The sequence below is a fragment of the Antribacter gilvus genome (genome assembly GCF_003946865.1).
Classification (GTDB): Bacteria; Actinomycetota; Actinomycetes; order Actinomycetales; family Cellulomonadaceae; genus Antribacter; species Antribacter gilvus.
Genome location: NZ_QXTH01000002.1, coordinates 477,050 through 498,167, shown reverse-complemented (window position 1 = coordinate 498,167; position 21,118 = coordinate 477,050). Strand labels below are relative to the sequence as shown.

Below are 21,118 nucleotides of genomic sequence, written 5' to 3'. Positions count from 1 at the left end.
CCACCGCGCCGCCGGCGTCCCGCCCGCACCGGCCTTGCCGAGGTAGTGCGTCCGTCCGACGGTGGCACTACCTCGGCGCGAGGGCCCCGCCGAGATAGTGACTTCGTCCGACGGACGCACTACCTCGGCGAGCCTTGCTACGGCCGCCAGGTGTCGTTGAGCGTCAGCGCCCCGTTGGCGCCCACCGTGGCGACCCGGTTGGCGCCGCTCTCCCAGACGACGTTCCCGGACCCGTCGCGCTTGACGTACTTGTACTGGAAGGTGGTCCCGGCGGGCAGGTCCACGACGGCCCGCCACACGGGGTACGCGGCCGAGGACATCGCCACCCCGGCAGCGGGGTTCCACGACCCGAGCTGAGCGAGGTTCCCCACCACGTACACGTTCTGTCCCCACACGGTGGTGGCGTTCACGCCGAAGGACACGTCGCCCTGCTCGGCGGGCGGCGGCGTCGAGCCCGAGAGCGCCCCGACGTGCAGCGCGATCGACCCGTACGCGGGCACGCTGGCGGTGAGCTGCCCGGACGCGTTGACGGTCCGGGTCACCGAGCACGTCGTCGACGCCACGACGTCGCAGTACGTCCCCGCGGGCAGCGACGTCTGGTAGGTCCGGGTCACGGCCGACCCGGTGTTGTTGATCGCCACGTAGCCCCGGGCGCCGCGGCCGTAGGCGATGTGGTTGTTGCCGTCGTCCCACCAGTTCGTCACGGCCGTACCGGCCACCGCGTTGTGGAAGCCGACCATCCCGCGCACCTCGGTCCAGCGCTGGGTGCACACCCACTGGCTGTTGCTGCAGCTCGCGTCCGGGACGGTGGTCGACGTCGCGCCGGGCGCGCCCGTGTCGTTGCCGCTGAACCGGTAGCCCGAGTACACGGTGGGGGAGCCGTACGGCCACGACAGCAGGAACGTGTTCGCCAGCGTGTACTTGGCGCCCCAGGCGTACGTCATCGTCTCGCCGTTGCGCTCCGTGTCGTGGTTGTCCACGAAGACCTGCGCGCGGTCCGACGGCAGCTTGTTGTCGCCGATGTAGCGCAGGTTGCGGATCTGCCCGTCGAAGTGGGTCTTGAGGTCGCGCGCGTACTGGAACTCGTGCGAGTCGCCGCTGCCCAGGTACTCCGACGGCTGGACGGGCTCGCCGTGTGCGCCGATCACTTCGTGCACCCAGAAGACGTTCGGGTTGCTGAGCCGGGACTTGACCGCGGCGAGGTCGGCGGCGGGGATGTGCTTCGCGGCGTCGATGCGGAAGCCCGCGACGCCCAGCGAGAGCAGGTCGTTGAGGTAGGCGGCGAGGCGGTCCTGCACGTAGCTCGAGCCGGTGCGCAGATCTTGCAGGCTCACGAGGCGGCAGTTCTGTACCTGGTAGCGGTCGCCGTAGTTCGAGATGTTGGAGCGGCAGTCGTTGAAGTCGTTGTAGCCGTAGATGCCGGGGAACGAGTCCGGCCCGAAGGTGCTGCCGGCCACGCCCGTCGAGGTCGACGACGCGGCCGCCATGTGGTTCACCACCGCGTCCGCGATGACGCCCACACCCGCGTTCCGGCAGGTCTGCACCATCGCCGCGAACTCGGCGCGCGTGCCGAGCTTGGACTCGATGCGGTAGCTCACCGGCTGGTACGACGTCCACCACTGCGAACCCTGGACGTGCTCCTGCGGCGGCGACACCTGCACGTACCCGTAGCCCGCCGGCCCGATCGTGCTGGTGCACTCGGCCGCGACCGAGTCCCAGGTCCACTGGAAGAGGTTGAGGATCACGTCGTCCCCGCCGTTCGGCGGGGTGGCGGCGGTGGCCGTGGGGGCGGTAGTGGCGACGCCCAGCGACAGACCGAGGGTCAGCGTGGTGACGAGGGCAGCGAGAGGTCTGGCGAATCTCCGCGACATTGCGGCTCCTAACGAGCAATCCCGGCGCGGACGTGCATCGTTGCACGGCTCTTTCCGGATCTTGCTGCAAGAGGTTACAGAGTCCGGCTGCAACATGCCAGACCCCGCCGCGCCTGTGATGCAGCGACGTGGCAGGTCCGTGGTAGGAGTCGGGGGTGCGTCGTCTCCCTGTCCTCGCCCTGGTCACGGCCCTCGCCCTGACCGCTTGCACGCCCACCGCCACCGGCGGTCCGACGCCGGCCCCCGGCTCGAGCGGCCCTTCCACCGCACCGACCGGCCCGGCCCCGGGCGACGTCGTCGCGACCACCACCGTCGTGGCGGGCGGCGGCGAGGTCACCATCGAGGTGCACCCCGTCGTCCGGACGGGCGAGCACGCGGTCCTGACGCTCGACCTGCTGCCGTCGGCGGACGACCTGCCAGTGCACGACCTCTTCGACACGGAGATCGGCGTGCAGACCACCCCCGGCGGTGCGGTCCGCCTCGTCGACCTCCCCGGGGGCACGGTCAGCAGCGTCGCCCTCGACGCCGACGGCGACGCCGTCACCACCTTCGAGCCCTCCGCGCAGCTCCCCGCCCAGGGCCTCCGCGTCACCTCGGCATACGCCGCCCCGCAGGGCGACACCATCGGCCTCCTCCTCCCGGGCGCCTACCTCCCGGACATCCCGGTCATCGACGCGGTGCCCGACGCCGGACTGGACCTGGGCGAGGTCGCCGACGCGCCCGTCGCGACGCTCGACTCGTACACCCGTGAGCTGGACGGGGCGGTGTCGACGCTGACGTCCACCGAGCAGGTCGTGGTCACGCTCGGCGCGGACGTGCTGTTCGCCGTCGACTCGGCGGACCTCGCGCCCGAGGCGCTCGCGGCCGTCGACGCGGCCGCCGCCCACCTCGCCGGACGGGCTCCCGGGACCGTTGACGTGGTGGGACACACCGACGACGTGGCGGACGAGGCCTACAACCTGGACCTGTCGGAGCGCCGGGCCGAGGCGGTGGCGGCGGCGCTGGCCGAGCGCATCGACATGGACGACTACCCGGTCCGCACCTCGGGCCGGGGCGAGGCGGAGCCGCTCGTGCCGAATGACGGCGACGCGAACCGGGCGCTGAACCGGCGGGTGACGCTCACGCTGACGTCGGAGGTGGTGACGGAGGTGCCGGTGGAGGCGTCGGGCGAGCTGCCGCCGTTCGACGACGGCCCGACGGGGACCGGGCCGGAGGGCGTCGAGGTCGAGGCCACGCGCCCGTACCGGGTGGTGGTGCCGCGGGCCACCCGCGTGGAGGGGCACCTGGTCGTGGAGGTGCAGGTCACCGCCCTGGACCAGGAAAAGGACTCGGTGTTCGGGGTGGCGTTCCTCAACGGGCTCTGGTCGTACCGGGGCGAGGGCAACGACTCGCCGAAGGACGCGCTGGCGCTGTCGGTGCTGTCGGGGAGCACTGCCGTGTACCCGCTGGACTACCAGGCCGGTGAGACCGCGGGCGGGCGCCCCGTGTGGTTCCCGCTGGGGGAGACGGACACGCTGCGGCGCATCGACGGCGGGCAGACGCTCACCTACGTGGCGATCTACCCCGACGTGCCCGGCGTGGACACGGTGACGCTCCAGCTGGGCAGCACGCTGGGTGCGGCGCCGCTGCGGCTGACGGACGTGCCGGTGGAGTGACCGCCGGGGGGCCTATGACAAGCGGAGTTACCATAACTGGAGTTACATTAGACCCATGCCTGCAACTACGAAGAAGCCTCCGGCGCTGAGCGGTCGAGCGCGTGAATGGGGTGCCCTGACGCGATTTTACGAGCTCCCCGATGAAGGAGCCCGGCTCGGCGTGGTCTACGGCCGGCGGCGGCAGGGAAAGACCTTCATGCTTGACCTGCTCGCGCACGGAACTGGCGGGTTCATGTTCACGGCCGCCCAGCAGTCGAGTGCGCAGAACCTCCAGATGCTTGGCGCGGCCTACGCGGAGTACCTCGGACTCGCGGACCCGGTCCGGTTCGCAACCTGGCAGGCGGCGTTCGACGCACTGCTGCGGCTCGGTGAGCGCCGCGACGAGCCGACGCTGGTTGTCCTGGACGAGTTCCCCTTCCTGCTGGATACCGAGCCATCGTTGGCGTCACTCCTGCAGATTGCGATCGGGCCGACAGAGCGCGCCTTTCGCAAGGGAAGGGCGCGCTTGATCCTGTGCGGTAGTGCGTTGACGACCATGCGGAGCCTGCTCGTCGGGACGGCGCCACTGCGCGGACGCGCCGTGCTCGAACTGATCGTCCCGCCGTTCACGTTTCGCGAGGCGGCCGAGTTCTGGGACCTCGTCGCCGACCCTGAGGTTGCCTTCCGGGTTCACGCCTTGCTCGGCGGTACTCCTGCGTACAAGGCCATGAGCGGCGGCGTACCTTCGCGTGAGGACTTCGACCAGTGGGTCGCGGGCGGTCTGCTCGACCCCGCGTCAGCGCTCTTCCGCGAGGGAAACGTGCTGCTCTACGAACAGCCCGGACTTGCCGACCCTGGTTTGTACTTCTCAGTCCTGGGTGCCGTCGCAGATGGTGCTGCTAAGCGCAGTGAGATCGCTGGAATCCTGCAGCGTCCCGACGCGGCACTTGCCCACCCGTTGACCGTCCTGGAAGAGCTTCAGCTGGTGACGCGGTCGGAGGACGCGCTGCGGGGGCGCCGTCCGGTGTACCGCCTCGCTGAGCCTGTCATCCGGTTCCACCAGCTCGTCATCCGCCCACGCGAGGCGGTCCTGGCGGCTCGTGGCGGGTTGCGTGTCTGGCGTGATGTCGCCGACACCATCACGAGCAAGGTCTACGGCCCCCATCTCGAGGATCTGGTCCGGGAGTGGGTCCTGGCGCACGCCGGTGCCACAACATTGGGCGGTATTGCCAACCAGGCGAGATCCGCCGTCGTCGCATGTGTCGAGCACCGGGCGGGTCATGAGATTGACGTCGTCGCGATCGAAGACCTCCCAGGTAGCGCCCGGAAGGTCCTCGCCATCGGAGAGGCCAAGGCCACGGAGAAGCCCGTGGGGGACGGCGAGCTGGCGCGGCTCGACCATCTGCGTGAGCTCCTGCCTCCCTCGACGGCATCGACCCAGGTCCGCTTGCTGTTGTTCTCACGCTCCGGCTTCACGAAGGAGCTGACAGAGTCGGCAGGACACCGTGAGGACGTCGAACTGATCGATCTGGACAGGTTGTACCAGGGTGAGTGAGGTGCGCCCGACGAGGCGGATACGGGGAACTGCGCCACACGCCGGGCATCATCGTGTCGGAGCCGAGGGGTAGCCTGGATCCAGCCCGCCACCCCCGCCCAGGGGAGGTGGGCCCGCCGTCGTGCGTCCGCCGCACGCGCACCTGCCGCCACCCGCGCCACCTGCCGCCCATGCGTCACCTGCGCCACCGCCACCCGCCGCCGCCCGCGAGCCACGAAGGACCTCCATGAACCTCACCGGCCTGCTGCCCGCTCTCCTCGCCGACCCGGGCGCCGCTGCCGCCGTCGAGCACGTCCAGGTCCGGGGCGCGGCCGACGTGGTGGGGCCCGCGGGCGTGCGCCCGCCGCTCCTGGCGGCCGCCGCGCAGCGCCGCCCGCTGGTGGTCGTCACGGCGACGGGCCGCGAGGCCGACGAGCTCGCGACGGCGATCCGCGCCTACCTGCCCGACGACCACGACGACGACGTCGCCGTCCTCCCGGCATGGGAGACGCTGCCCCACGAGCGGCTCTCGCCCCGCGCCGACACGGTCGCCCGCCGGATCGCCGTGTTCCGCCGCCTGGCGCACCCCACGACCGAGACGACCCAGACGGGCCCCATCCGGGTCCTGGTGATGCCGGTCCGGGCGCTCCTCCAGCCGGTCGTCGACGGCCTGGGCGAGCTGGAGCCGGTGAGCCTGGGGACCGGCAGCACCGCCGACCTGACCGACGTGGCCCAGCGGCTCACCGACGCGGCCTACAGCCGCGTCGACATGGTGGAGCGACGCGGAGAGTTCGCGGTGCGCGGCGGCATCCTCGACGTCTTCCCGCCCACGGAGGACCACCCGCTCCGGCTCGAGTTCTGGGGCGACGAGGTCACGGAGATCCGCTGGTTCTCGGTGGCCCACCAGCGGTCCCTCGAGGTCGCCGACCAGGGCCTCTGGGCCCCGCCGTGCCGCGAGATCCTCCTGACGGACGCCGTGCGCGAGCGCGCCGCAGGCCTCGTGGAGCAGCTCCCCGGCGCCGTCGAGATGCTCGACCGCATCGCCGCCGGCATCGCCGTCGAGGGCATGGAGTCCCTCGCCCCGGTGCTGGTGGACCACATGGTCCCCGTCCTGGAGCTCGTCCCCGACGACGCCCTCCTCGTCGTCAACGAGCCCGAGCGGGTGCGCCGTCGGGCCCACGACCTCGTCGCCACCACCGAGGAGTTCCTCGCCGCGGCCTGGTCGGGCGCGGTCGCGGGCGGCGCGGCGCCGATCGACCTGTCCGCCGCCTCGTTCGCCACCTTCGCCGAGGTGCGCGACGTCGCCGCGCGCCGCGGCCTCGGCTGGTGGACCCTCTCGTCGTTCACGCAGGACGCGGAGCTCGCGGACATCCCGGGGGCCGACGGCGCCTCGGCCGCCTCGGGCGGTCGGCCCGCCCAGGGAGGTCACCCCGCCCAGGGCGCCGCGAACCTGGACGGCGAACCCCTGTTCACGATCGGCGCCCGCGACGTCGAGTCCTACCGCGGCGACCTGCAGCGGGCGCTCGACGAGGTGCAGACCCTCCAGAAGGCGGGCTGGACCCTCGTCCTCACGACGGAGGGCCATGGCCCGGCCAAGCGCATGACCGAGCAGCTGAGCGCCGCCGGGACCGCGGCCCGGCTCGAGGCGAGCCTGGCGGGAGAGGTGGAGTCCGGCATCGTCCATGTTGCGCCTGCCACCGCGGGCAAGGGCTTCGTCGCGCCCGAGCTGCGCCTGGCGGTGTTCTCCGAGCAGGAGCTGACGGGCCGCGCCGGGACCAGCACGCGCGACATGCGCCGCATGCCGTCGCGGCGGCGCAACGTGGTGGACCCGCTGCAGCTCAAGGCCGGCGACTACGTGGTGCACGAGCAGCACGGCGTGGGCCGGTTCGTGGAGATGGTGCAGCGCACCCTCGGCACGGGCGGCAACGCCGCGACGCGCGAGTACCTGGTGCTGGAGTACGCGTCGTCGAAGCGCGGGCAGCCGGGCGACCGGCTCTTCGTGCCGACGGACCAGCTGGACCAGGTGACCAAGTACTCGGGCGGCGAGGCCCCCAGTCTCAGCAAGATGGGCGGCGCCGACTGGAAGAACACCAAGGCACGGGCCCGGAAGCACGTCCGGGAGATCGCCTCGGAGCTGATCAAGCTGTACAGCGCGCGCATGGCGACGCAGGGGCACGCGTTCGGCCCGGACACGCCCTGGCAGCGGGAGCTGGAGGACGCCTTCGCCTACGTCGAGACGCCCGACCAGCTCGCCACCATCGACGAGGTCAAGGCCGACATGGAGAAGCCGGTCCCCATGGACCGTCTGGTCTGCGGCGACGTGGGCTACGGCAAGACGGAGATCGCCATCCGTGCCGCGTTCAAGGCGGTGCAGGACGGCAAGCAGGTGGCGGTGCTCGTGCCCACGACGCTGCTGGTGCAGCAGCACTTCGAGACGTTCTCCGAGCGGTACGCCGGCTTCCCGGTGACGGTGAAGGCCCTGTCCCGGTTCCAGAGCGACAAGGAGTCGGAGGCGGTCGTCGAGGGCCTGCGCCAGGGCACCGTGGACGTGGTGATCGGGACGCACCGCCTCATCACGGGCTCCGTCCGGTTCAAGGACCTGGGCCTCGTCATCATCGACGAGGAGCAGCGGTTCGGCGTGGAGCACAAGGAGACGCTCAAGCAGCTGCGCACCAACGTGGACGTGCTGGCGATGAGCGCGACGCCGATCCCGCGCACGCTCGAGATGGCGGTCACCGGTATCCGGGAGATGTCCACGCTCGCGACCCCGCCCGAGGAGCGGCACCCCGTCCTCACCTACGTGGGGCCCTACGAGGAGAAGCAGATCGGCGCGGCGATCCGCCGCGAGCTGCTGCGCGAGGGGCAGCTCTTCTACGTGCACAACAAGGTCGAGTCCATCGACCGTGCCGCCGCGCACCTGCGCGAGATGGTGCCCGAGGCCCGCGTCGGCGTGGCCCACGGCAAGATGAACGAAGGCCAGCTCGACCGGGTGATCCGGGGGTTCTGGGAGAAGGAGCTCGACGTCCTGGTCTGCACCACGATCATCGAGACCGGCCTGGACATCTCCAACGCGAACACGCTCATCCTGGAGCGGGCGGACGCGCTCGGCCTCTCGCAGCTCCACCAGCTCCGCGGTCGCGTGGGCCGCGGGCGCGAGCGCGCCTACGCGTACTTCCTCTACCCGCCCGAGCGGCCCCTCACGGAGACCGCCCACGACCGGCTCGCCACGATGGCCGCCCACACCGACCTCGGCGCCGGCATCCAGATCGCCATGAAGGACCTGGAGATCCGCGGTGCAGGCAACCTGCTCGGCGGGGAGCAGTCGGGGCACATCGCGGGAGTCGGGTTCGACCTGTACGTGCGGATGGTGGGCGAGGCCGTCGCGGCGTTCCGCGGCGACAGCGGGGAGGAAAAGCCGGAGGTCACGATCGAGCTCCCCGTCGACGCCCACCTCCCCGAGACCTACATCGCCACGGAGCGGCTCCGCCTCGAGGCGTACAAGAAGATCGCCGCCGCACGCGACGCCGCGGCGCTCGACGAGGTGCGGGCCGAGCTCGTGGACCGGTACGGCGCCCTGCCCGACGTGGCCCAGGCCCTCTTCCAGGTGGCCGACTTCCGCAACCACGCCCGCGACGCGGGCCTGTCCGACATCACCGCGCAGGGCAAGCTCATCCGGTTCGCCCCGGTCGACCTGCCGGAGTCCGCGCAGCTGCGCCTCAAGCGCCTCTACCCGGGCGTGATCCTCAAGCCGGCCATCCGGGCGTTCCTCGTCCCGTACCCGACGACGGCGCGGATCGGCGGGCGCCCCCTGCGCGGCGCCGAGGTGCTCGCGTGGGCACGCCAGCTCATCGACGCCGTGATCCTCGCGGACGTGGCCGCGGCGGCGAAGGTGGGTACGCGGGCCTGAGCGCCGCGCGCTCGCCCAGGGAGCGGGAGAGGCCGAGGGCCGGCTGCTCGACGGCAAGGAAGAAGCCCGCGGCGAGCGCGAGCGAGACGACCACCGCGACGGTGCTCCACAGCACCCACGCGGCGCCGGTCGCACCCGTGAGCAGCGCGAGCGCGACCACCACCGGCTCGTGGACCAGGTACAGGCTGAACGAGCGCCGGCCCAGCCACTGCGCGGGCCGGCGCTCCAGCGCCCGCAGCAGCGGACCCCAGGTCATCGCCGCCACGAGGAGGCCGACCACACCGGCGAGGGCGAGGGCGTCGGCGGCGAGGCCCGGGACGAGACCCTGCGCCCCCCAGCCGGGCGACGGTGCCACGAGCGCGAGCCAGCTCAGCAGCAGCACCGCGGGCCAGGCCCACGGGCCTCGTGCCGTCACGGCGGCGGCCGCCCGGTGCGGGCGGTCGGAGTCGTGGGCGAGGACCATGCCGATCCCGAACACCGGCAGGAACTCCAGCGGCCGGGCGAGCGGGACGGGCAGGCCCAGGTGCGGGGCCGCGACCGACACCGCGACGAGCAGGATGATCCACACCCCGCCATGCCCACGGACGGGGAGCCGGCGCACGAGCAGCCACATCACCGGGAGCAGCAGCGAGAACCAGATCTCCCAGGCCAGCGACCACAGAGGGCTGTCGAGCCACGCGGGCCCGATCCCGCCCAGGAGCGTCAGGTCCATGACCACGGACAGCGCGTCCGGGTCGGCGTGCATGGCGAGCCACAGGCTCGCCGCGCCACCGTCCCGGGGGATCGCCAGCGCGACGGCCAGCGCGAGCGCGACGGCGCCCCACACGGGCAGGTAGAGCCGCGCGAGCCGCTGCACGTAGTAGGCGCGGACGGCGCCCGGACGGGAGCCGTCGAGCCGGCGCTGCGCGTACACGGTCAGCACGTAGCCGCTCAGCACGAAGAAGACCAGCACCGCCTCCTGGCCCGCCCACACGATGCGCAGCGGCGTGCTGACGATCCACCACGCGGCCGTGCCCGGCTCCGGGAGCACCGGGCCGAGGTGCACCATCGCGAGCTGCGGCAGCACCATCAGCGTGTGGTGCAGCACCACGACCAGCGCCGCGACACCGCGCAGGCCGTCCAGGGAGCGCAGGCGACCGGGCGCGACCGTCGGTGCCACCGTGGTGGGGGAGGCGGTCACGGGGGCTCCTGTGGGGGTGGGGTCCCTGGGGACTGGTTGCGCGCGGGTCGCGCCCGCGGCGGCGGGCCGGTCAAGGCTAGGGGCGGGCGACTGCCGGGCGACCGGCAGGTGGGGGCAAACCGGTGGATTCACCCGGACGATCACCCGCTGGCGCGGAGCCCGCCTGCGGTCGAATCGATACGGACAATGGTCAGTACCCTGTCCATTAGGGCCTGTTCCGGTTACTCTGGTAACCGGAAAGGACTCCTCCCACATGGCCCGCACCTCCCTACGCACCCATCGCGACCTCCTCCAGCTCGGGGAGAACCTTCGCGCCTGGCGCAAGATCCACGGGCTGACCGCCCAGCTCGTCGCCGACCGTGCCGGCATCACCCGCACCACGTTGCGCGGCATCGAGACGGGTACGGGCGCCGCCAGCCTCGAGAACGTCCTCGCCGTCCTGCGTGTCCTGGGTGTCGCGGACGCCGTCGTCTCAGCCACCGACCCGCTCACCACCGAGATGGGCCGGTTCCACGCCGAGCGGACCCTTCCACAACGGGTCCGGATACCGAGGTGACCGGATGACCATCCATGTCGCGGTGCAGCTTCCTGGTGCGGAGCACGTCCATGCGGGTGAGCTCGACATGGTGCTGAACCGCGGCGGGGCGCTGATCGGCTCCAGCTTTCGGTACAACACCGACTACCTGCGCCACCCCCGCGCGTACGCGCTGTGCCCGGAGCTGCCGCTCACGCCCGGGTCCATCCCGTCCAGCGGCGACCGGCCCCTGTTCGGCGTGTTCGCCGACTGCCAGCCGGACCAGTGGGGCCGCACCCTCCTGTTCCACGCGGAACGGCTCACTGCCAAGTCGGAGGGCCGTCGGCTGCTCACGCTCACCGAGGTGGACTTCCTGCTCGGCGTCCAGGACGACACGCGGCTCGGCGCCCTACGGCTCTCCACCGACGGCGGCAGCACCTTCCTTGCCCCGGCCCGCGCGGAGGTGCCGTCGCTCCTGGACCTGCCCACCCTGACGGAGGCGGCGGACGCCGTGGCGAACCACCGGGAGACCGACCGCGACGTGCGGCTGCTGGTCCAGGCGGGGACGTCGATGGGCGGGGCGCGGCCCAAGGTGACGGTCCGGGACGGCGACGGGTCGCTCTGGATGGCCAAGCTGCCCGAGCAGGGCGACCGCTGGGACGTGCAGGCGTGGGAGTACGTGACGCTCCGGCTCGCGTCCCGCGCCGGGATCGAGGTGCCGGTGGCGCGCCTGCACCGCATGGACGAGCACCGCACCATCCTGCTGACGCGGCGGTTCGACCGCACGCCCGACGGCACGCGGATCGGGTTCCTCTCCGCGGACAGCCTCACCCAGAAGGCGTTCTTCGAGACCATCGACTACCGGACGCTGGCGGAGACGGTGGCCGACCACTCCGGCCGGCCGGCCACCGACGGTCACGACCTCTTCCGTCGGGTGGCGTTCACGCTGCTGGTCCGCAACATCGACGACCACATGAAGAACCACGGGTTCCTGCGCCGGGCAGACGGGTGGACGCTGTCGCCGCTGTTCGACGTGAACCCCAACCCCTTCGCCGTGGCCGAGTCCACGCCGCTGCGGCCCAACGGCGACCGCCTCGACCGCGACGTGCGCGACCTCCTGCGCACGGCCGACTCGTACGGCCTCCGTGGCGTCGATGCCCGCCGGGTCCTCGCCGAGGTGGAGTCAGCGACAGCGGGCTGGGCCGACCTGGCCCGCTCCATCGGCGTGCCGACCGAGGAGATCGCGCTCATGGCGGAGGCTTACGACAACCCGAACCGTTCGGAGGCGAAAGGCCTGGCGGCCTGACGGCTCGTCGGGGGTGCCTAGGGCTCCTCGTCAGCGTGACCGTCGGTCCGGGCCGCAAGGTCGTCAGCCCAGGCCGCAGCCCAGGAACGCAGTGCACCGATGGCGTCGGCACCGAGACCATAGGCAGCGAATGCTTCGTCGTCGATCCACTCGGCACCGTTCAGGATGGCTTGGAGATCCTCTTGCTCGAAGCGCCCGCGAGCGTGCCGGTTGCCGAACTCCTCCAGGTCGCCGGTGCTCCACCTTTGGGAGGCTGCGTAGACGTCGATCAGATCACGAGGCGCTCCCCGGTCCGCGAGGGCTCGGACCTTGGTGCCGATCACGTCCTCCTCCGCGAGGACAGGCCCGTAAGGCCCCAGCACCGGAGGCTTCCAGAAGACCTCCTTGAGGATGTCGACCTCGCACTCCTCGCCCGTGCTCGCGTCGGTGGCCGTGAACCGAGCGGACAGCGGAGCTGTCTCCAGCGAGCGCACCCGCCAACCACGGCCCTCGAGCCTTGCACGAAGCTCTTCCGCGATGTCCGCCATCGGTGCAGGATTTTCGGTGGCCACATCAAGGTCCTGGCTCGGACGACTGGTGATCTGGTGAGCTCGGACGGCGTACCCACCTGTGAGCACCAGTGGGTATGGCGATCCGACGTCGATGACGTCCGCCAGCAGCCGCGCATGCAGCTCCGGCATCTCCGTCATGCAGCAGCCTGAGCGCGCGTCGCGAGCTGCGGGAACCCGTCTTCCCACACGGCACGGACGGTAGGCCCAACGAGCGTGCGAAGAACAGGCCACGCCTCGAGAAGGAGATCGCGGTGGAGGTAGCGGATGAGGTCGTCGCGCATGCCTTCGTGCAGCACGGTCCGGTAGAGACCGATCCGCTGGCGCGGCTTGTCCAGGTCGTAGGCCGTCATTCCCGACCACGCCACGTGAAGGGGAAGCTGCACAACACCGTGTCTCGGACCCTGAAGCTGCTCGAGTGAGCGTGGCAGCCGGCGCTGAAACTTCTCGCGATAGAGCGCCAGGTCGTTCGACTGCGTACCGGACCGAGTCCTTGTGGTCTGCGAGCTGGCTGGCATGCTTCCCATTCTGACTGAATCTCGGGTTGACGGCCCCCAGGACGGGTAGCGCGTCGGGATGAACGTGCTCTCCGTTCGGCCGTCGTGGAGGCGAACGTTACGGCTTCCCTGGGCGTTGGTCATGCTGGAGGCCGGACGGTCTGCGGGATACGTCGGGAGGGTCGATGGGTGAAGGACTTGTGGTGCTGGTCGCGGTGGTGGGCGTGGCCGTCGTCGGGGCGGTCGTCGTCGGGCTGGTGGTGAGCGGCCGACGTCGTCCCGAGGGGCCGGTTGACGGCAGCGGGGCGATGTCGGGCGTGTTCGGTGAGCTCGTGGAGGTGTTCCAGCCGTCGAGCGTGCACCTCACCGAGGAGCTCCAGCGGAAGCGGCACGACGTGCAGCCGGCACCGGACGCCGACCCCGGCCCGAGGATCGACCTCGAGAAGGGCGTCGCGGTCCTCCGGCCGGACGCGTGAGATGCGCGCCGGACTGCTTCCAGGTGCGCCCAGCGCTCGTCGGACGACCCTGGAAGCAGTCTGGCGCGCACCTCACCGCCCGGCGAGCGTCATCGCCAGCGCGCCCAAGGCCTTGAGGGTCTCCTCGGCCGCGGGCGTGTCGTAGCCGCGGGTGCAGACGGCCACCACCAGCGTGTCGGGCCCCGGGTCGCCGAAGAACGCGACGTCGTGCCGGATGCCGTCCACCCAGCCGGACTTGGAGCCGAAGTCCACGCCGTCGGGCACGGCGGCCGTGAGCTGCCGGTCGTCCTGGCGGCGCAGCAGCCCCAGCATCCACCCGGTCTGCTCCGGCCCGGCGAGCCGGCCGGCCACCAGCGCACCCACCAGCCGGGCGAGGTCCGCGGCCGTCGTCCGGTGGGAGGCGCCCGCGGCCTCCGCGGCGAGGTCCGAGTACTTGCGCCCGAAGGTGCTCGACGACGCCCCGGCGTCCGCCAGCGCGGTGGCCACGGCGGGCAGCCCCACGCGCTCGACCACCATGTTGGTCGCCTCGTTGGACGACACCGTCACCATCCGGTCCACCACGTCCCCGAACGGCATCGCGGTGCCCGGCGCGGGCATGCCGGGATCGATGTCGTCCGGCTCGATCGTGTAGGTCCCCGCGCCGGGCACCTGTGACGTGAAGGTGTGCGTGCTGGTCAGCGGCTCGTCGAGCGTCGCCGTCCCGGCCTCCAGGGCGCGGGCGGCCGCGACCAGCACGGCCAGCTTCACCGTGGAGGCGGCGTAGAAGTCCTCGTGGGGCAGCCGCTCGGCGAGCACCTCGCCCGCCGCCCGCGCCACCCGGTACGCCACCACCGGCACCCCGTCGGAGTGCGTCCCTGTCGACACCATGCTGCTTCCCCTCGATCGCCGGTCCACGTTGCCGAGACAGTCACCTCGTCCGACGAGCGCACTACCTCGGCGAGTCCTGCCGGGACGAGCGCACTACCTCGGCCCACGCCGTCACCAGTGCCGACGCCTGCGCCGCGTTCTCGTCCACCCGCTCCATCGCCGCGGCCGCCAGCGCGGCGCGGTCCACGCCCTCCGCGGACAGCGCCGCCTCGTCCCATCTCGCCACGCGCTCCGGGTGCGCCTCGGGGTGGAACTGCAGCCCCCACGCGGCGTCACCGACGCGGAACGCCTGCACGGCGCACACGTCCGACGAGACGAGCAGCTCCGCCCCAGGCGGCAGCCCGGTCACGGAGTCCTCGTGGTTCTGGATCATCCACAGCGGTCCGTCGCCCACGGCGTCGCGGACCGCCGAGAACACCGGGTCGTCGTCGGCCGCGGGCAGGAGGCGCAGCGCGCACATGCCGCGCTCCGTCTCGCCCGACCTCGCGGTGACCACTCCGCCGGCCACGTGGGCGAGCAGCTGGCCGCCCAGGCACAGCCCCAGCACCGGGACGCCGTCGGCCAGCGCCTGGGACGTGAGCGTGCGTTCGCGCGCCAGCCAGGGGTGGCGGGCGTCGTCGTCGGGCATGAAGCCTCCCCCGAGGAGGACGAGCCCGGCGTAGCCGGCGAGGTCCGCGGGGAGGTGCTCCCCGGGGACCAGGTCGGGGGAGAGCCCGGCGTCGGCGAGCCAGCCGTCGAGGCGCCCGGCCCCGCTGGTGGACGAGTTCTGCACCACGAGCACGCGCGTCATCGGCGCACCTCGGCCAGCGGCCGGGCGAAGTGGCAGGCGGCGTGGTGCCCGCCCGCACCCACCAGCAGCGGCACCTCCCCGCTGCACGACGGCGGCACTCGCCTCGCCTGCACCTCCTCGCCCTCGGGCACGGGTACGGACGCCTCGGGCAGCGTCGGCGCCAGCCAGCACCGCGTGTGGAACGGGCAGCCCGACGGCGGCGAGACCGGCGAGGGCGGGTCACCCTCCAGGAGGATCCCGCGGCCGTCGGAGAGCCGGACCGTGGGGTCGGCGACGGGCACGGCCGAGAGCAGGGCCTGGGAGTAGGGGTGGCGGGCGCCGTCGTACACGGAGTCGGCCGGACCGTCCTCCACGACCCGGCCCAGGTACATCACGGCGACGGAGTCGGCGATGTTGCGCACCACCGCGAGGTCGTGGGCGATGAAGACCGACGACAGACCGAGCTCCGCCTGCAGGTCCGCGAGGAGGTTGACCACCTGGCCCTGCACCGACACGTCCAGCGCGGAGACCGGCTCGTCGCACACGAGGATCCGCGGGCGCAGCGCGAGGGCGCGTGCGATGCCCACCCGCTGGCGCTGCCCGCCCGAGAACTGGTGCGGGTAGCGGTTCGCGTGGTCCGGGTCGAGGCCCACGAGCTCCAGCAGCTCCCGGACGGCGCGGTCGCGGCCGCCGCGGGGGATCGTCCGGTGGATGGCGAACGGCTCGCCCACGATCTCGGACACGGACATGCGAGGGTCGAGCGACGTGTACGGGTCCTGGAACACCATCTGCACGTCCCGGCGGAGGGCGCGGCGGTCGGCGCGGGACATGGTGGACACGTCGGTGCCGTCGACGAGGACCTGCCCGCTCGTGGGCTCCTCGATCCCGACAAGGACCCGCGCCAGCGTGGACTTGCCCGAGCCGGACTCGCCCACCACCCCGAGGGTGCTGCCGCGGCGGAGGGCGAGCGAGACGCCGTCGACGGCCCGCACCGCGCCCACCGTGCGGCGCAGGATCAGGCCGCGGCGCACCGGGTAGTGCTTGACCAGGTCGCGGACCTCGAGCACGACGTCGCTCATCGCGGGTCTCCTTCCGGGGTGGTCTCCGCCGGCACGGCCGCACCACGCAGCACGTCCCCCGCGAAGTGGCACGCGGACCAGCGGCCCGGGGCGGCCTCGACGAGCGGCGGCGGCGGGTCGGCGCGGCAGACGTCCTGGGCCAGGGCGCACCGCGGGTGGAACGGGCAGCCGGCGGGCCGGTCGCCCGGGCCGGGCGGGCGACCGGGGATCACGGGGAGGCGCGTGCGTGACCCGAGCTGCGGCACGGACTGCAGCAACGCCCGCGTGTACGGGTGCGCGGGGGAGCGGAACGCGCCCAGCACCCCCGCCTGCTCGACGGCGCGGCCCGCGTACATGACGGTGACGTCGTCAGCCACGCCGGCCACCACGCCGAGGTCGTGCGTGATGAGGACGAGCCCCATCTGCCGCTCCGCCTGGATCTCCGCGAGGAGGCGCAGCACCTGCGCCTGGACGGTGACGTCGAGGGCGGTGGTCGGCTCGTCGGCGATGAGCACCTTCGGGTCGAGCGCGAGGGCGCACGCGATCATCACGCGCTGCCGCATGCCGCCGGAGAACTGGTGCGGGTAGTCCCTCACGCGCTCGCGGGCGTGGGGGACCTTGACGAGGTCGAGCAGCTCGACGGCCCGCTGCCGCGCCTCGCCCCGCGAGATCCGGTGGCGGGCGCGGAGGGCCTCGGTGAGCTGGAAGCCCACGGTGAGCACCGGGTTCAGCGCGGCGAGGGCGTCCTGGAACACCATCGCCACGTCCTGCCCGCAGCGTGCGCGGTGCTCGCGGGGCGGCAGCGCCAGGAGATCCGTGCCGTTCAGCCGTGCCGTGCCGCGGGTGACGTGGGCGGTGGGCCCGAGCAGGCCCATCACCGCCAGCGACGACACCGACTTGCCCGACCCGGACTCGCCGACGATCGCCAGCGTGCGCCCCGCCTCGACCTGGTAGGTCAGGCCGTCCACGGCGCGCACCACGCCGCCGGGCGTACGGAACTCGACGGCGAGGTCGGTCACCTCGAGCAGCGGCGCGGCCCCGGTCATGCGGCCAGCCTCGGGTCGAGGGCGTCGCGCAGGGCGTCGCCGAGCACCACGAGGGCGAGGACCGTCACGACGAGACAGGCCAGCGGGTACAGGAGCAGGTGCGGGTGACCGCCGGTCACCCACTCGGAGCCGTTCGAGATCATGAGTCCCCAGCTGATAGCGGGTGGGCGGACGCCGATGCCCAGGAACGAGAGCACTGCCTCGGCGCCGATCACGCCGGCGATCGACGTCGGCACGAGCGCGGTGACCGGGCCGATCGCGTTGGGCAGGAGGTGGCGGGTCATGATGCGGAGGTCGGACGCGCCGAGCGCCCGCGCAGCGGTCACGAAGTCGTGGTTCTTGACCTCCAGGACGCTCGCGCGCACGTACCGGGCGTAACCCATCCAGGCGAACATGGTGAGCACCAGGGCCGGCAGCAGGATCGTGCCGAGGGTGCCCGAACCGACGTCGACGCCCTGGAACAGGGAGAGCAGCAGCATCGCGGCGAGGAGCAGCGGGATCACCAGGAGCACCTCGATGACGCGGGTGACGAGCTTGTCCACCCAGCCGAGGTAGTACGCGGCGAGCACGCCGAGCGTGATGCCGATGACCAGCGCGATCCCCACCACCACGAAGGCGAGCAGGAGTGACGGGCGCGCGCCGTGCACCAGCTGGGCGAGCAGGTCGCAGCCGAAGCTGTCGGTGCCGAACGGGTGCTCCGCGCCGAAGCCCTGCGGTGCCAGGCGGGAGTCGCCGATGACGCAGCGTCGCGGGCTCGTGCTCGTGAACAGGCCAGGGAAGGCGGCCATAACGAGGAAGAACACGAGCACCACGGCGGCCACGATCACGTCGGGGCGGAAGCGCAGGCTGCGCCAGGCGTCGGACATCAGGGTCCGTGCGGGGGCCTCACTCATAACGGATCCTCGGGTCCAGGGCGGCGTAGAGGACGTCCACCACGATCATCACGACGACGGTCACCACGGCGAGCAGCGTCACGACGCCCAGGACCAGCGAGACGTCGCTGCCCTTCACGGCGCCCCACAGCACGCCGCCCATGCCGTTGATGTTCATGAGCCCCTCCGTCACCACCGCGCCGGCCAGGGCCTCGGTGAACACGAGCCCCACCGCCGTGACCACGGGGATGGACGAGTTGCGCACCACGTGGTGCAGCACCACGTACCGCTCGGGCAGGCCCTTCGACCGGGCCGTCCGGACGTGCTCGCCCGAGTACGACTCCAGCTGGCTCGCGCGCACCAGGCGCACGAACGCGGCCGAGCCGGAGACGCCGAGCAGGATGCCGGGGATCAGCACGGTGGCCCACGGATGGTCGGCGTCGAACGACGGCCGGAACCACAGGGCGGGCCAGCTCTCGCTGCCGAACTCGGACCTGGCCCACTGGTGCACCGGGACCGTCACCACGAACTTGTAGAGAAGGAGCAGCACGAACACCGGCAGGGCGTCCACGAGCACGGTGGTGAACCGGATCCCGTGGTCCGCGGGACGGCCGCGCCACCGGGCGGCGACCGAGCCGAGGACCATGCCGATGGTCAGCCAGGTGAACGTCACCACCACGAAGAGCCGCAGGGTGTGCGGCGCGGACTGCGCCACGATCTCCGTGACGGCCCGCCCGCGCAGGTTGGTGCCGAAGTCGCCCTGCGCGTACGCGACGAGACGGTCCACGAACGGACCGGCGCACGGGTTGCCGACCTGGTCGTAGCAGGGGTCGTCCAGCCCGTACCGCTTCTCCACGGCGGCGAGCTGCGACGCGGAGGGCTCGTGCTCGCCGAAGAAGGCGAGCGCGGGGTTGCCGTTGAGCTGGATGGCGAACGTCGTGAGCAGGTGCAGCACGACCATCACCAGGAACAGCGTGCCGACGGCCTGCAGCACGCGTCTCAGGATGTAGCGGCCCAATGGTCTTCCTCGGTTCTGTCGGGCACGCCGAGGTAGTCACCTTGTCCGACGGAGTGACTACCTCGGCGACGATGCTGTGCCGAGGTAGTGCCGCCGTCGGACGGAAGCACTACCTCGGCAGAGGGTTGCGCTTACTCCGCCGCGACCTCGAGCGGGCGCAGCTTCATCTGACCGCTGAACGGGTCGAGGATCACGTTGCTCAGGCGCTCGCTGTGGTAGCTGCGGCTGACGCTGAACCAGAGCGGCACGGTCGGGAAGTCGGCGGCGAGGGCCGCCTCCGCCTTCTGGTACTCGGCCACGGCGTCCTCGAGGGTCTCGGCGCTGTCGCCGGCCTCGATCGCCTCCTCGAACTCGGCACCGTAGTAGCCGAAGTTCGTGTTGCCCTCCTCCGGGTCACCGCTCGCGTACACCGGCGCGAGGTAGTTCTCGTTGACCGGGTAGTCGGGGAACCAGTTGTTCCGGAAGATGCCGGTCATCTCGCGGTTGCGGCGCTTCGAGCTGAAGTCCTCGGTGGTCTCGAGCTCGTAGGGGACGCCGAGGGTCTCCTGGATCGAGTCGCCGATCGCCTTGAACAGCTCGGCCTCCTCCTCGTCGGTGCCGGCCGTGATGGTCAGCGTCTGGCCGGAGGGCCAGCCGCCCGCCGCGGCGAGGGCCTCCTTGGCGGCCTCAGGGTCGAACGTGCAGAACTCGCAGGTGCCGGTCTCGCCGCCGGGAACGCCGCCGGGCACGACCCAGCTGTCGGCGGGGACGCGCTCGCCCGGCACGATCGCCTCGATGATGCCCTCGCGGTCGATCGCCATCGAGATCGCCTTGCGGAGCTCGATGTTCGTCCACGGCTCGCTGAGGTACAGCGGGAAGCCGATGTACGTGAGCGCGGCACCGGGTCGCTCGACGACGCGCTCCGCCAGGTCCGGGTCGGACTCGACGTCGCCCAGGTCGGCGGCGCCGGGAGCGCCCTCGTCCAGGTTGCCCGCCATGAAGTCTGCCCACGAGGAGCCGCCGGCGAACTCGGTCCACTCGACCGCGTCGAAGGCCGGCGCCTCGTCGAGCGGGTAGTCCGCCCACTTGGAGGCGGTCACCTTCTCGCCCTGGACCCACTCGTCGACCTGGAACGGGCCGTTGCCGATGGGCTTGACCGCGCAGGCCTCGACGTCCTCGAGGCACGCCTCCGCGACGGGGAAGAACCCGGTGTAGCCGAGCATGGTGGAGAAGCCCGCGAACGGGCCGTTGAGCGTGACCTCCAGCGTGTGGTCGTCCACGACCGTGACGCCCGACAGCTCCGTCGCCGTCGGCTCGACGGTGACGACGCCGGCGTCGTCCGTCTCGCCCTGCATCTCGTCGTAGCCCACGAAGCGCTCGAAGAAGTAGTTGTTGGCCATCGCGTTGGGGCCGTACGCCGCGTAGTTCCACGCGCGGGCGAACGAGGCGGCGTCGACGGGCTCGCCGTTCTGGAACGTGAGGTCCGGCTTGATGGTGATGGTCCAGACCGTGTTGTCCTCGGTCGAGATCTCCTCGGCGACGTAGTTGTACGGCTCCGTGGTCTCGGGGTCGTAGCGGACGAGGCCGTCGTAGACGACGTCGAGGACGGCGATGTTGTCGTCGACGTTCGAGTCCATCGGGAGCAGGGTGCCGACGTCCTGGTTGAGCGCCAGGTGGACGGTCGCCGGCTCCTCTGTGACCGCGTCACCTCCGCCCGCGGAACATCCGGTAGCCACGAGTGCTACCGCGGCGAACCCTGCGGCCGCTGCTGTGGTGATCCGAGCTTGCCTCACGTGCATGCCTCCCCACGTCATCGTTCCCGGAACGAGGGTTTCGCCCCCGGGAGGCTTGGACAGTACCGCTGGACTGGTCACAAAGCGTGCTGAACGGGGTAAACCCTCGGTAACGATCTGTCGCCCGGGGCGACCGCGCCGTCGTGACCTCCCACGCTGCTGCTCGGGGCAAGGCTCCCGCCGCGTCGAAAACGTTACACAAAATAGTCCACGAGCCCTCGACGGACCCGGCGCTCGTCTGTAGCATCG

General features: G+C 71.8%; 17 protein-coding genes. 6 read left to right on the top strand and 11 right to left on the bottom strand.

What is annotated here, in order from left to right:
• Positions 1 to 137: 137 nt before the first annotated feature.
• Positions 138 to 1,871, bottom strand: a complete 1,734-nt coding sequence (locus D1350_RS05730) for a carbohydrate-binding module family 20 domain-containing protein (protein WP_125774721.1) — start codon at positions 1,869 to 1,871, stop codon at positions 138 to 140.
• Positions 1,872 to 2,026: 155 nt separating this feature from the next.
• Here D1350_RS05730 and D1350_RS05725 point away from each other — a divergent pair, with 155 nt between their 5' ends.
• The 3 genes from D1350_RS05725 (at position 2,027) to mfd (ending at position 8,946) form a co-directional block, all read left to right on the top strand.
• Positions 2,027 to 3,526, top strand: a complete 1,500-nt coding sequence (locus D1350_RS05725) for an OmpA family protein (protein ID WP_125774719.1) — start codon at positions 2,027 to 2,029, stop codon at positions 3,524 to 3,526.
• 55 nt (positions 3,527 to 3,581) lie between these two features.
• Entirely contained in the window at positions 3,582 to 5,060 is a 1,479-nt protein-coding gene (locus tag D1350_RS05720; RefSeq protein WP_206074428.1) for an AAA family ATPase, read from the top strand.
• Between the two features lie 226 nt (positions 5,061 to 5,286).
• Positions 5,287 to 8,946 (top strand): transcription-repair coupling factor, encoded by a 3,660-nt coding sequence (gene mfd / locus D1350_RS05715; RefSeq protein ID WP_125774717.1) that lies wholly within the window; start codon positions 5,287 to 5,289, stop codon positions 8,944 to 8,946.
• Here the strand turns inward: mfd and D1350_RS05710 are convergent.
• Positions 8,885 to 10,126, bottom strand: a complete 1,242-nt coding sequence (locus tag D1350_RS05710; RefSeq protein ID WP_125774715.1) for an acyltransferase family protein — start codon at positions 10,124 to 10,126, stop codon at positions 8,885 to 8,887. The two genes, mfd and D1350_RS05710, sit on opposite strands and share 62 nt — an antisense overlap.
• 253 nt (positions 10,127 to 10,379) lie before the next feature.
• Here D1350_RS05710 and D1350_RS05705 point away from each other — a divergent pair, with 253 nt between their 5' ends.
• Together D1350_RS05705 and D1350_RS05700 are read left to right on the top strand one after the other, a co-directional pair.
• Positions 10,380 to 10,682 (top strand): helix-turn-helix transcriptional regulator, encoded by a 303-nt coding sequence (locus D1350_RS05705; RefSeq protein ID WP_125774713.1) that lies wholly within the window; start codon positions 10,380 to 10,382, stop codon positions 10,680 to 10,682.
• Between the two features lie 4 nt (positions 10,683 to 10,686).
• Positions 10,687 to 11,946, top strand: coding sequence for a type II toxin-antitoxin system HipA family toxin (locus D1350_RS05700; RefSeq protein ID WP_125774711.1), 1,260 nt, complete (start codon positions 10,687 to 10,689; stop codon positions 11,944 to 11,946).
• 17 nt (positions 11,947 to 11,963) lie between these two features.
• Here D1350_RS05700 and D1350_RS05695 read toward each other — a convergent pair whose 3' ends face one another.
• Together D1350_RS05695 and D1350_RS05690 are read right to left on the bottom strand one after the other, a co-directional pair.
• Entirely contained in the window at positions 11,964 to 12,635 is a 672-nt protein-coding gene (locus tag D1350_RS05695) for a nucleotidyl transferase AbiEii/AbiGii toxin family protein (protein ID WP_125774709.1), read from the bottom strand.
• The gene (locus D1350_RS05690; RefSeq protein WP_125774707.1) at positions 12,632 to 13,012 is read right to left on the bottom strand and encodes a hypothetical protein; all 381 of its coding nucleotides are present in this window, start codon (positions 13,010 to 13,012) and stop codon (positions 12,632 to 12,634) included. The genes D1350_RS05695 and D1350_RS05690 overlap by 4 nt, the downstream gene beginning before the upstream one ends.
• A gap of 164 nt (positions 13,013 to 13,176) precedes the next feature.
• Here D1350_RS05690 and D1350_RS05685 point away from each other — a divergent pair, with 164 nt between their 5' ends.
• Positions 13,177 to 13,467 (top strand): DUF6191 domain-containing protein, encoded by a 291-nt coding sequence (locus tag D1350_RS05685; protein ID WP_125774705.1) that lies wholly within the window; start codon positions 13,177 to 13,179, stop codon positions 13,465 to 13,467.
• Positions 13,468 to 13,539: 72 nt separating this feature from the next.
• On the opposite strand, the gene D1350_RS05680 is transcribed toward D1350_RS05685, so the two are convergent.
• The 7 genes from D1350_RS05680 to D1350_RS05650 form a co-directional block, all read right to left on the bottom strand.
• Positions 13,540 to 14,334: a serine hydrolase gene (locus D1350_RS05680; RefSeq protein ID WP_125774703.1), complete on the bottom strand. Its 795-nt coding sequence runs from the start codon at positions 14,332 to 14,334 to the stop codon at positions 13,540 to 13,542.
• A 61-nt stretch (positions 14,335 to 14,395) separates the two neighbouring features.
• Positions 14,396 to 15,124: a type 1 glutamine amidotransferase gene (locus tag D1350_RS05675; RefSeq protein ID WP_125774701.1), complete on the bottom strand. Its 729-nt coding sequence runs from the start codon at positions 15,122 to 15,124 to the stop codon at positions 14,396 to 14,398.
• The gene (locus tag D1350_RS05670; RefSeq protein WP_125774698.1) at positions 15,121 to 16,182 is read right to left on the bottom strand and encodes an ABC transporter ATP-binding protein; all 1,062 of its coding nucleotides are present in this window, start codon (positions 16,180 to 16,182) and stop codon (positions 15,121 to 15,123) included. Before D1350_RS05670 ends, D1350_RS05675 begins: the two co-directional genes overlap by 4 nt.
• Positions 16,179 to 17,207, bottom strand: coding sequence for an ABC transporter ATP-binding protein (locus tag D1350_RS05665; RefSeq protein ID WP_125774696.1), 1,029 nt, complete (start codon positions 17,205 to 17,207; stop codon positions 16,179 to 16,181). Before D1350_RS05665 ends, D1350_RS05670 begins: the two co-directional genes overlap by 4 nt.
• Positions 17,204 to 18,100: an ABC transporter permease gene (locus D1350_RS05660; protein WP_125774694.1), complete on the bottom strand. Its 897-nt coding sequence runs from the start codon at positions 18,098 to 18,100 to the stop codon at positions 17,204 to 17,206. The genes D1350_RS05665 and D1350_RS05660 overlap by 4 nt, the downstream gene beginning before the upstream one ends.
• A complete protein-coding gene (locus tag D1350_RS05655) occupies positions 18,093 to 19,073 on the bottom strand; it encodes an ABC transporter permease (RefSeq protein ID WP_240643897.1) in 981 nt (326 codons plus the stop codon). The genes D1350_RS05660 and D1350_RS05655 overlap by 8 nt, the downstream gene beginning before the upstream one ends.
• A 155-nt stretch (positions 19,074 to 19,228) precedes the next feature.
• Positions 19,229 to 20,869, bottom strand: coding sequence for a peptide ABC transporter substrate-binding protein (locus tag D1350_RS05650; protein WP_164545040.1), 1,641 nt, complete (start codon positions 20,867 to 20,869; stop codon positions 19,229 to 19,231).
• Positions 20,870 to 21,118: the final 249 nt, after the last annotated feature.

Coding starts and splice junctions, on each gene's coding strand:
- D1350_RS05720 (WP_206074428.1), top strand. CDS start 3,582: ATGCCTGCAACTACGAAGAAGCCTCCGGCGCTGAGCGGTCGAGCGCGT.
- D1350_RS05660 (WP_125774694.1), bottom strand. CDS start 18,100: ATGAGTGAGGCCCCCGCACGGACCCTGATGTCCGACGCCTGGCGCAGC.
- D1350_RS05685 (WP_125774705.1), top strand. CDS start 13,177: ATGGGTGAAGGACTTGTGGTGCTGGTCGCGGTGGTGGGCGTGGCCGTC.
- D1350_RS05705 (WP_125774713.1), top strand. CDS start 10,380: ATGGCCCGCACCTCCCTACGCACCCATCGCGACCTCCTCCAGCTCGGG.
- D1350_RS05695 (WP_125774709.1), bottom strand. CDS start 12,635: ATGACGGAGATGCCGGAGCTGCATGCGCGGCTGCTGGCGGACGTCATC.
- D1350_RS05675 (WP_125774701.1), bottom strand. CDS start 15,124: ATGACGCGCGTGCTCGTGGTGCAGAACTCGTCCACCAGCGGGGCCGGG.
- D1350_RS05730 (WP_125774721.1), bottom strand. CDS start 1,871: ATGTCGCGGAGATTCGCCAGACCTCTCGCTGCCCTCGTCACCACGCTG.
- D1350_RS05690 (WP_125774707.1), bottom strand. CDS start 13,012: ATGCCAGCCAGCTCGCAGACCACAAGGACTCGGTCCGGTACGCAGTCG.
- mfd (WP_125774717.1), top strand. CDS start 5,287: ATGAACCTCACCGGCCTGCTGCCCGCTCTCCTCGCCGACCCGGGCGCC.
- D1350_RS05665 (WP_125774696.1), bottom strand. CDS start 17,207: ATGACCGGGGCCGCGCCGCTGCTCGAGGTGACCGACCTCGCCGTCGAG.
- D1350_RS05700 (WP_125774711.1), top strand. CDS start 10,687: ATGACCATCCATGTCGCGGTGCAGCTTCCTGGTGCGGAGCACGTCCAT.
- D1350_RS05680 (WP_125774703.1), bottom strand. CDS start 14,334: ATGGTGTCGACAGGGACGCACTCCGACGGGGTGCCGGTGGTGGCGTAC.
- D1350_RS05670 (WP_125774698.1), bottom strand. CDS start 16,182: ATGAGCGACGTCGTGCTCGAGGTCCGCGACCTGGTCAAGCACTACCCG.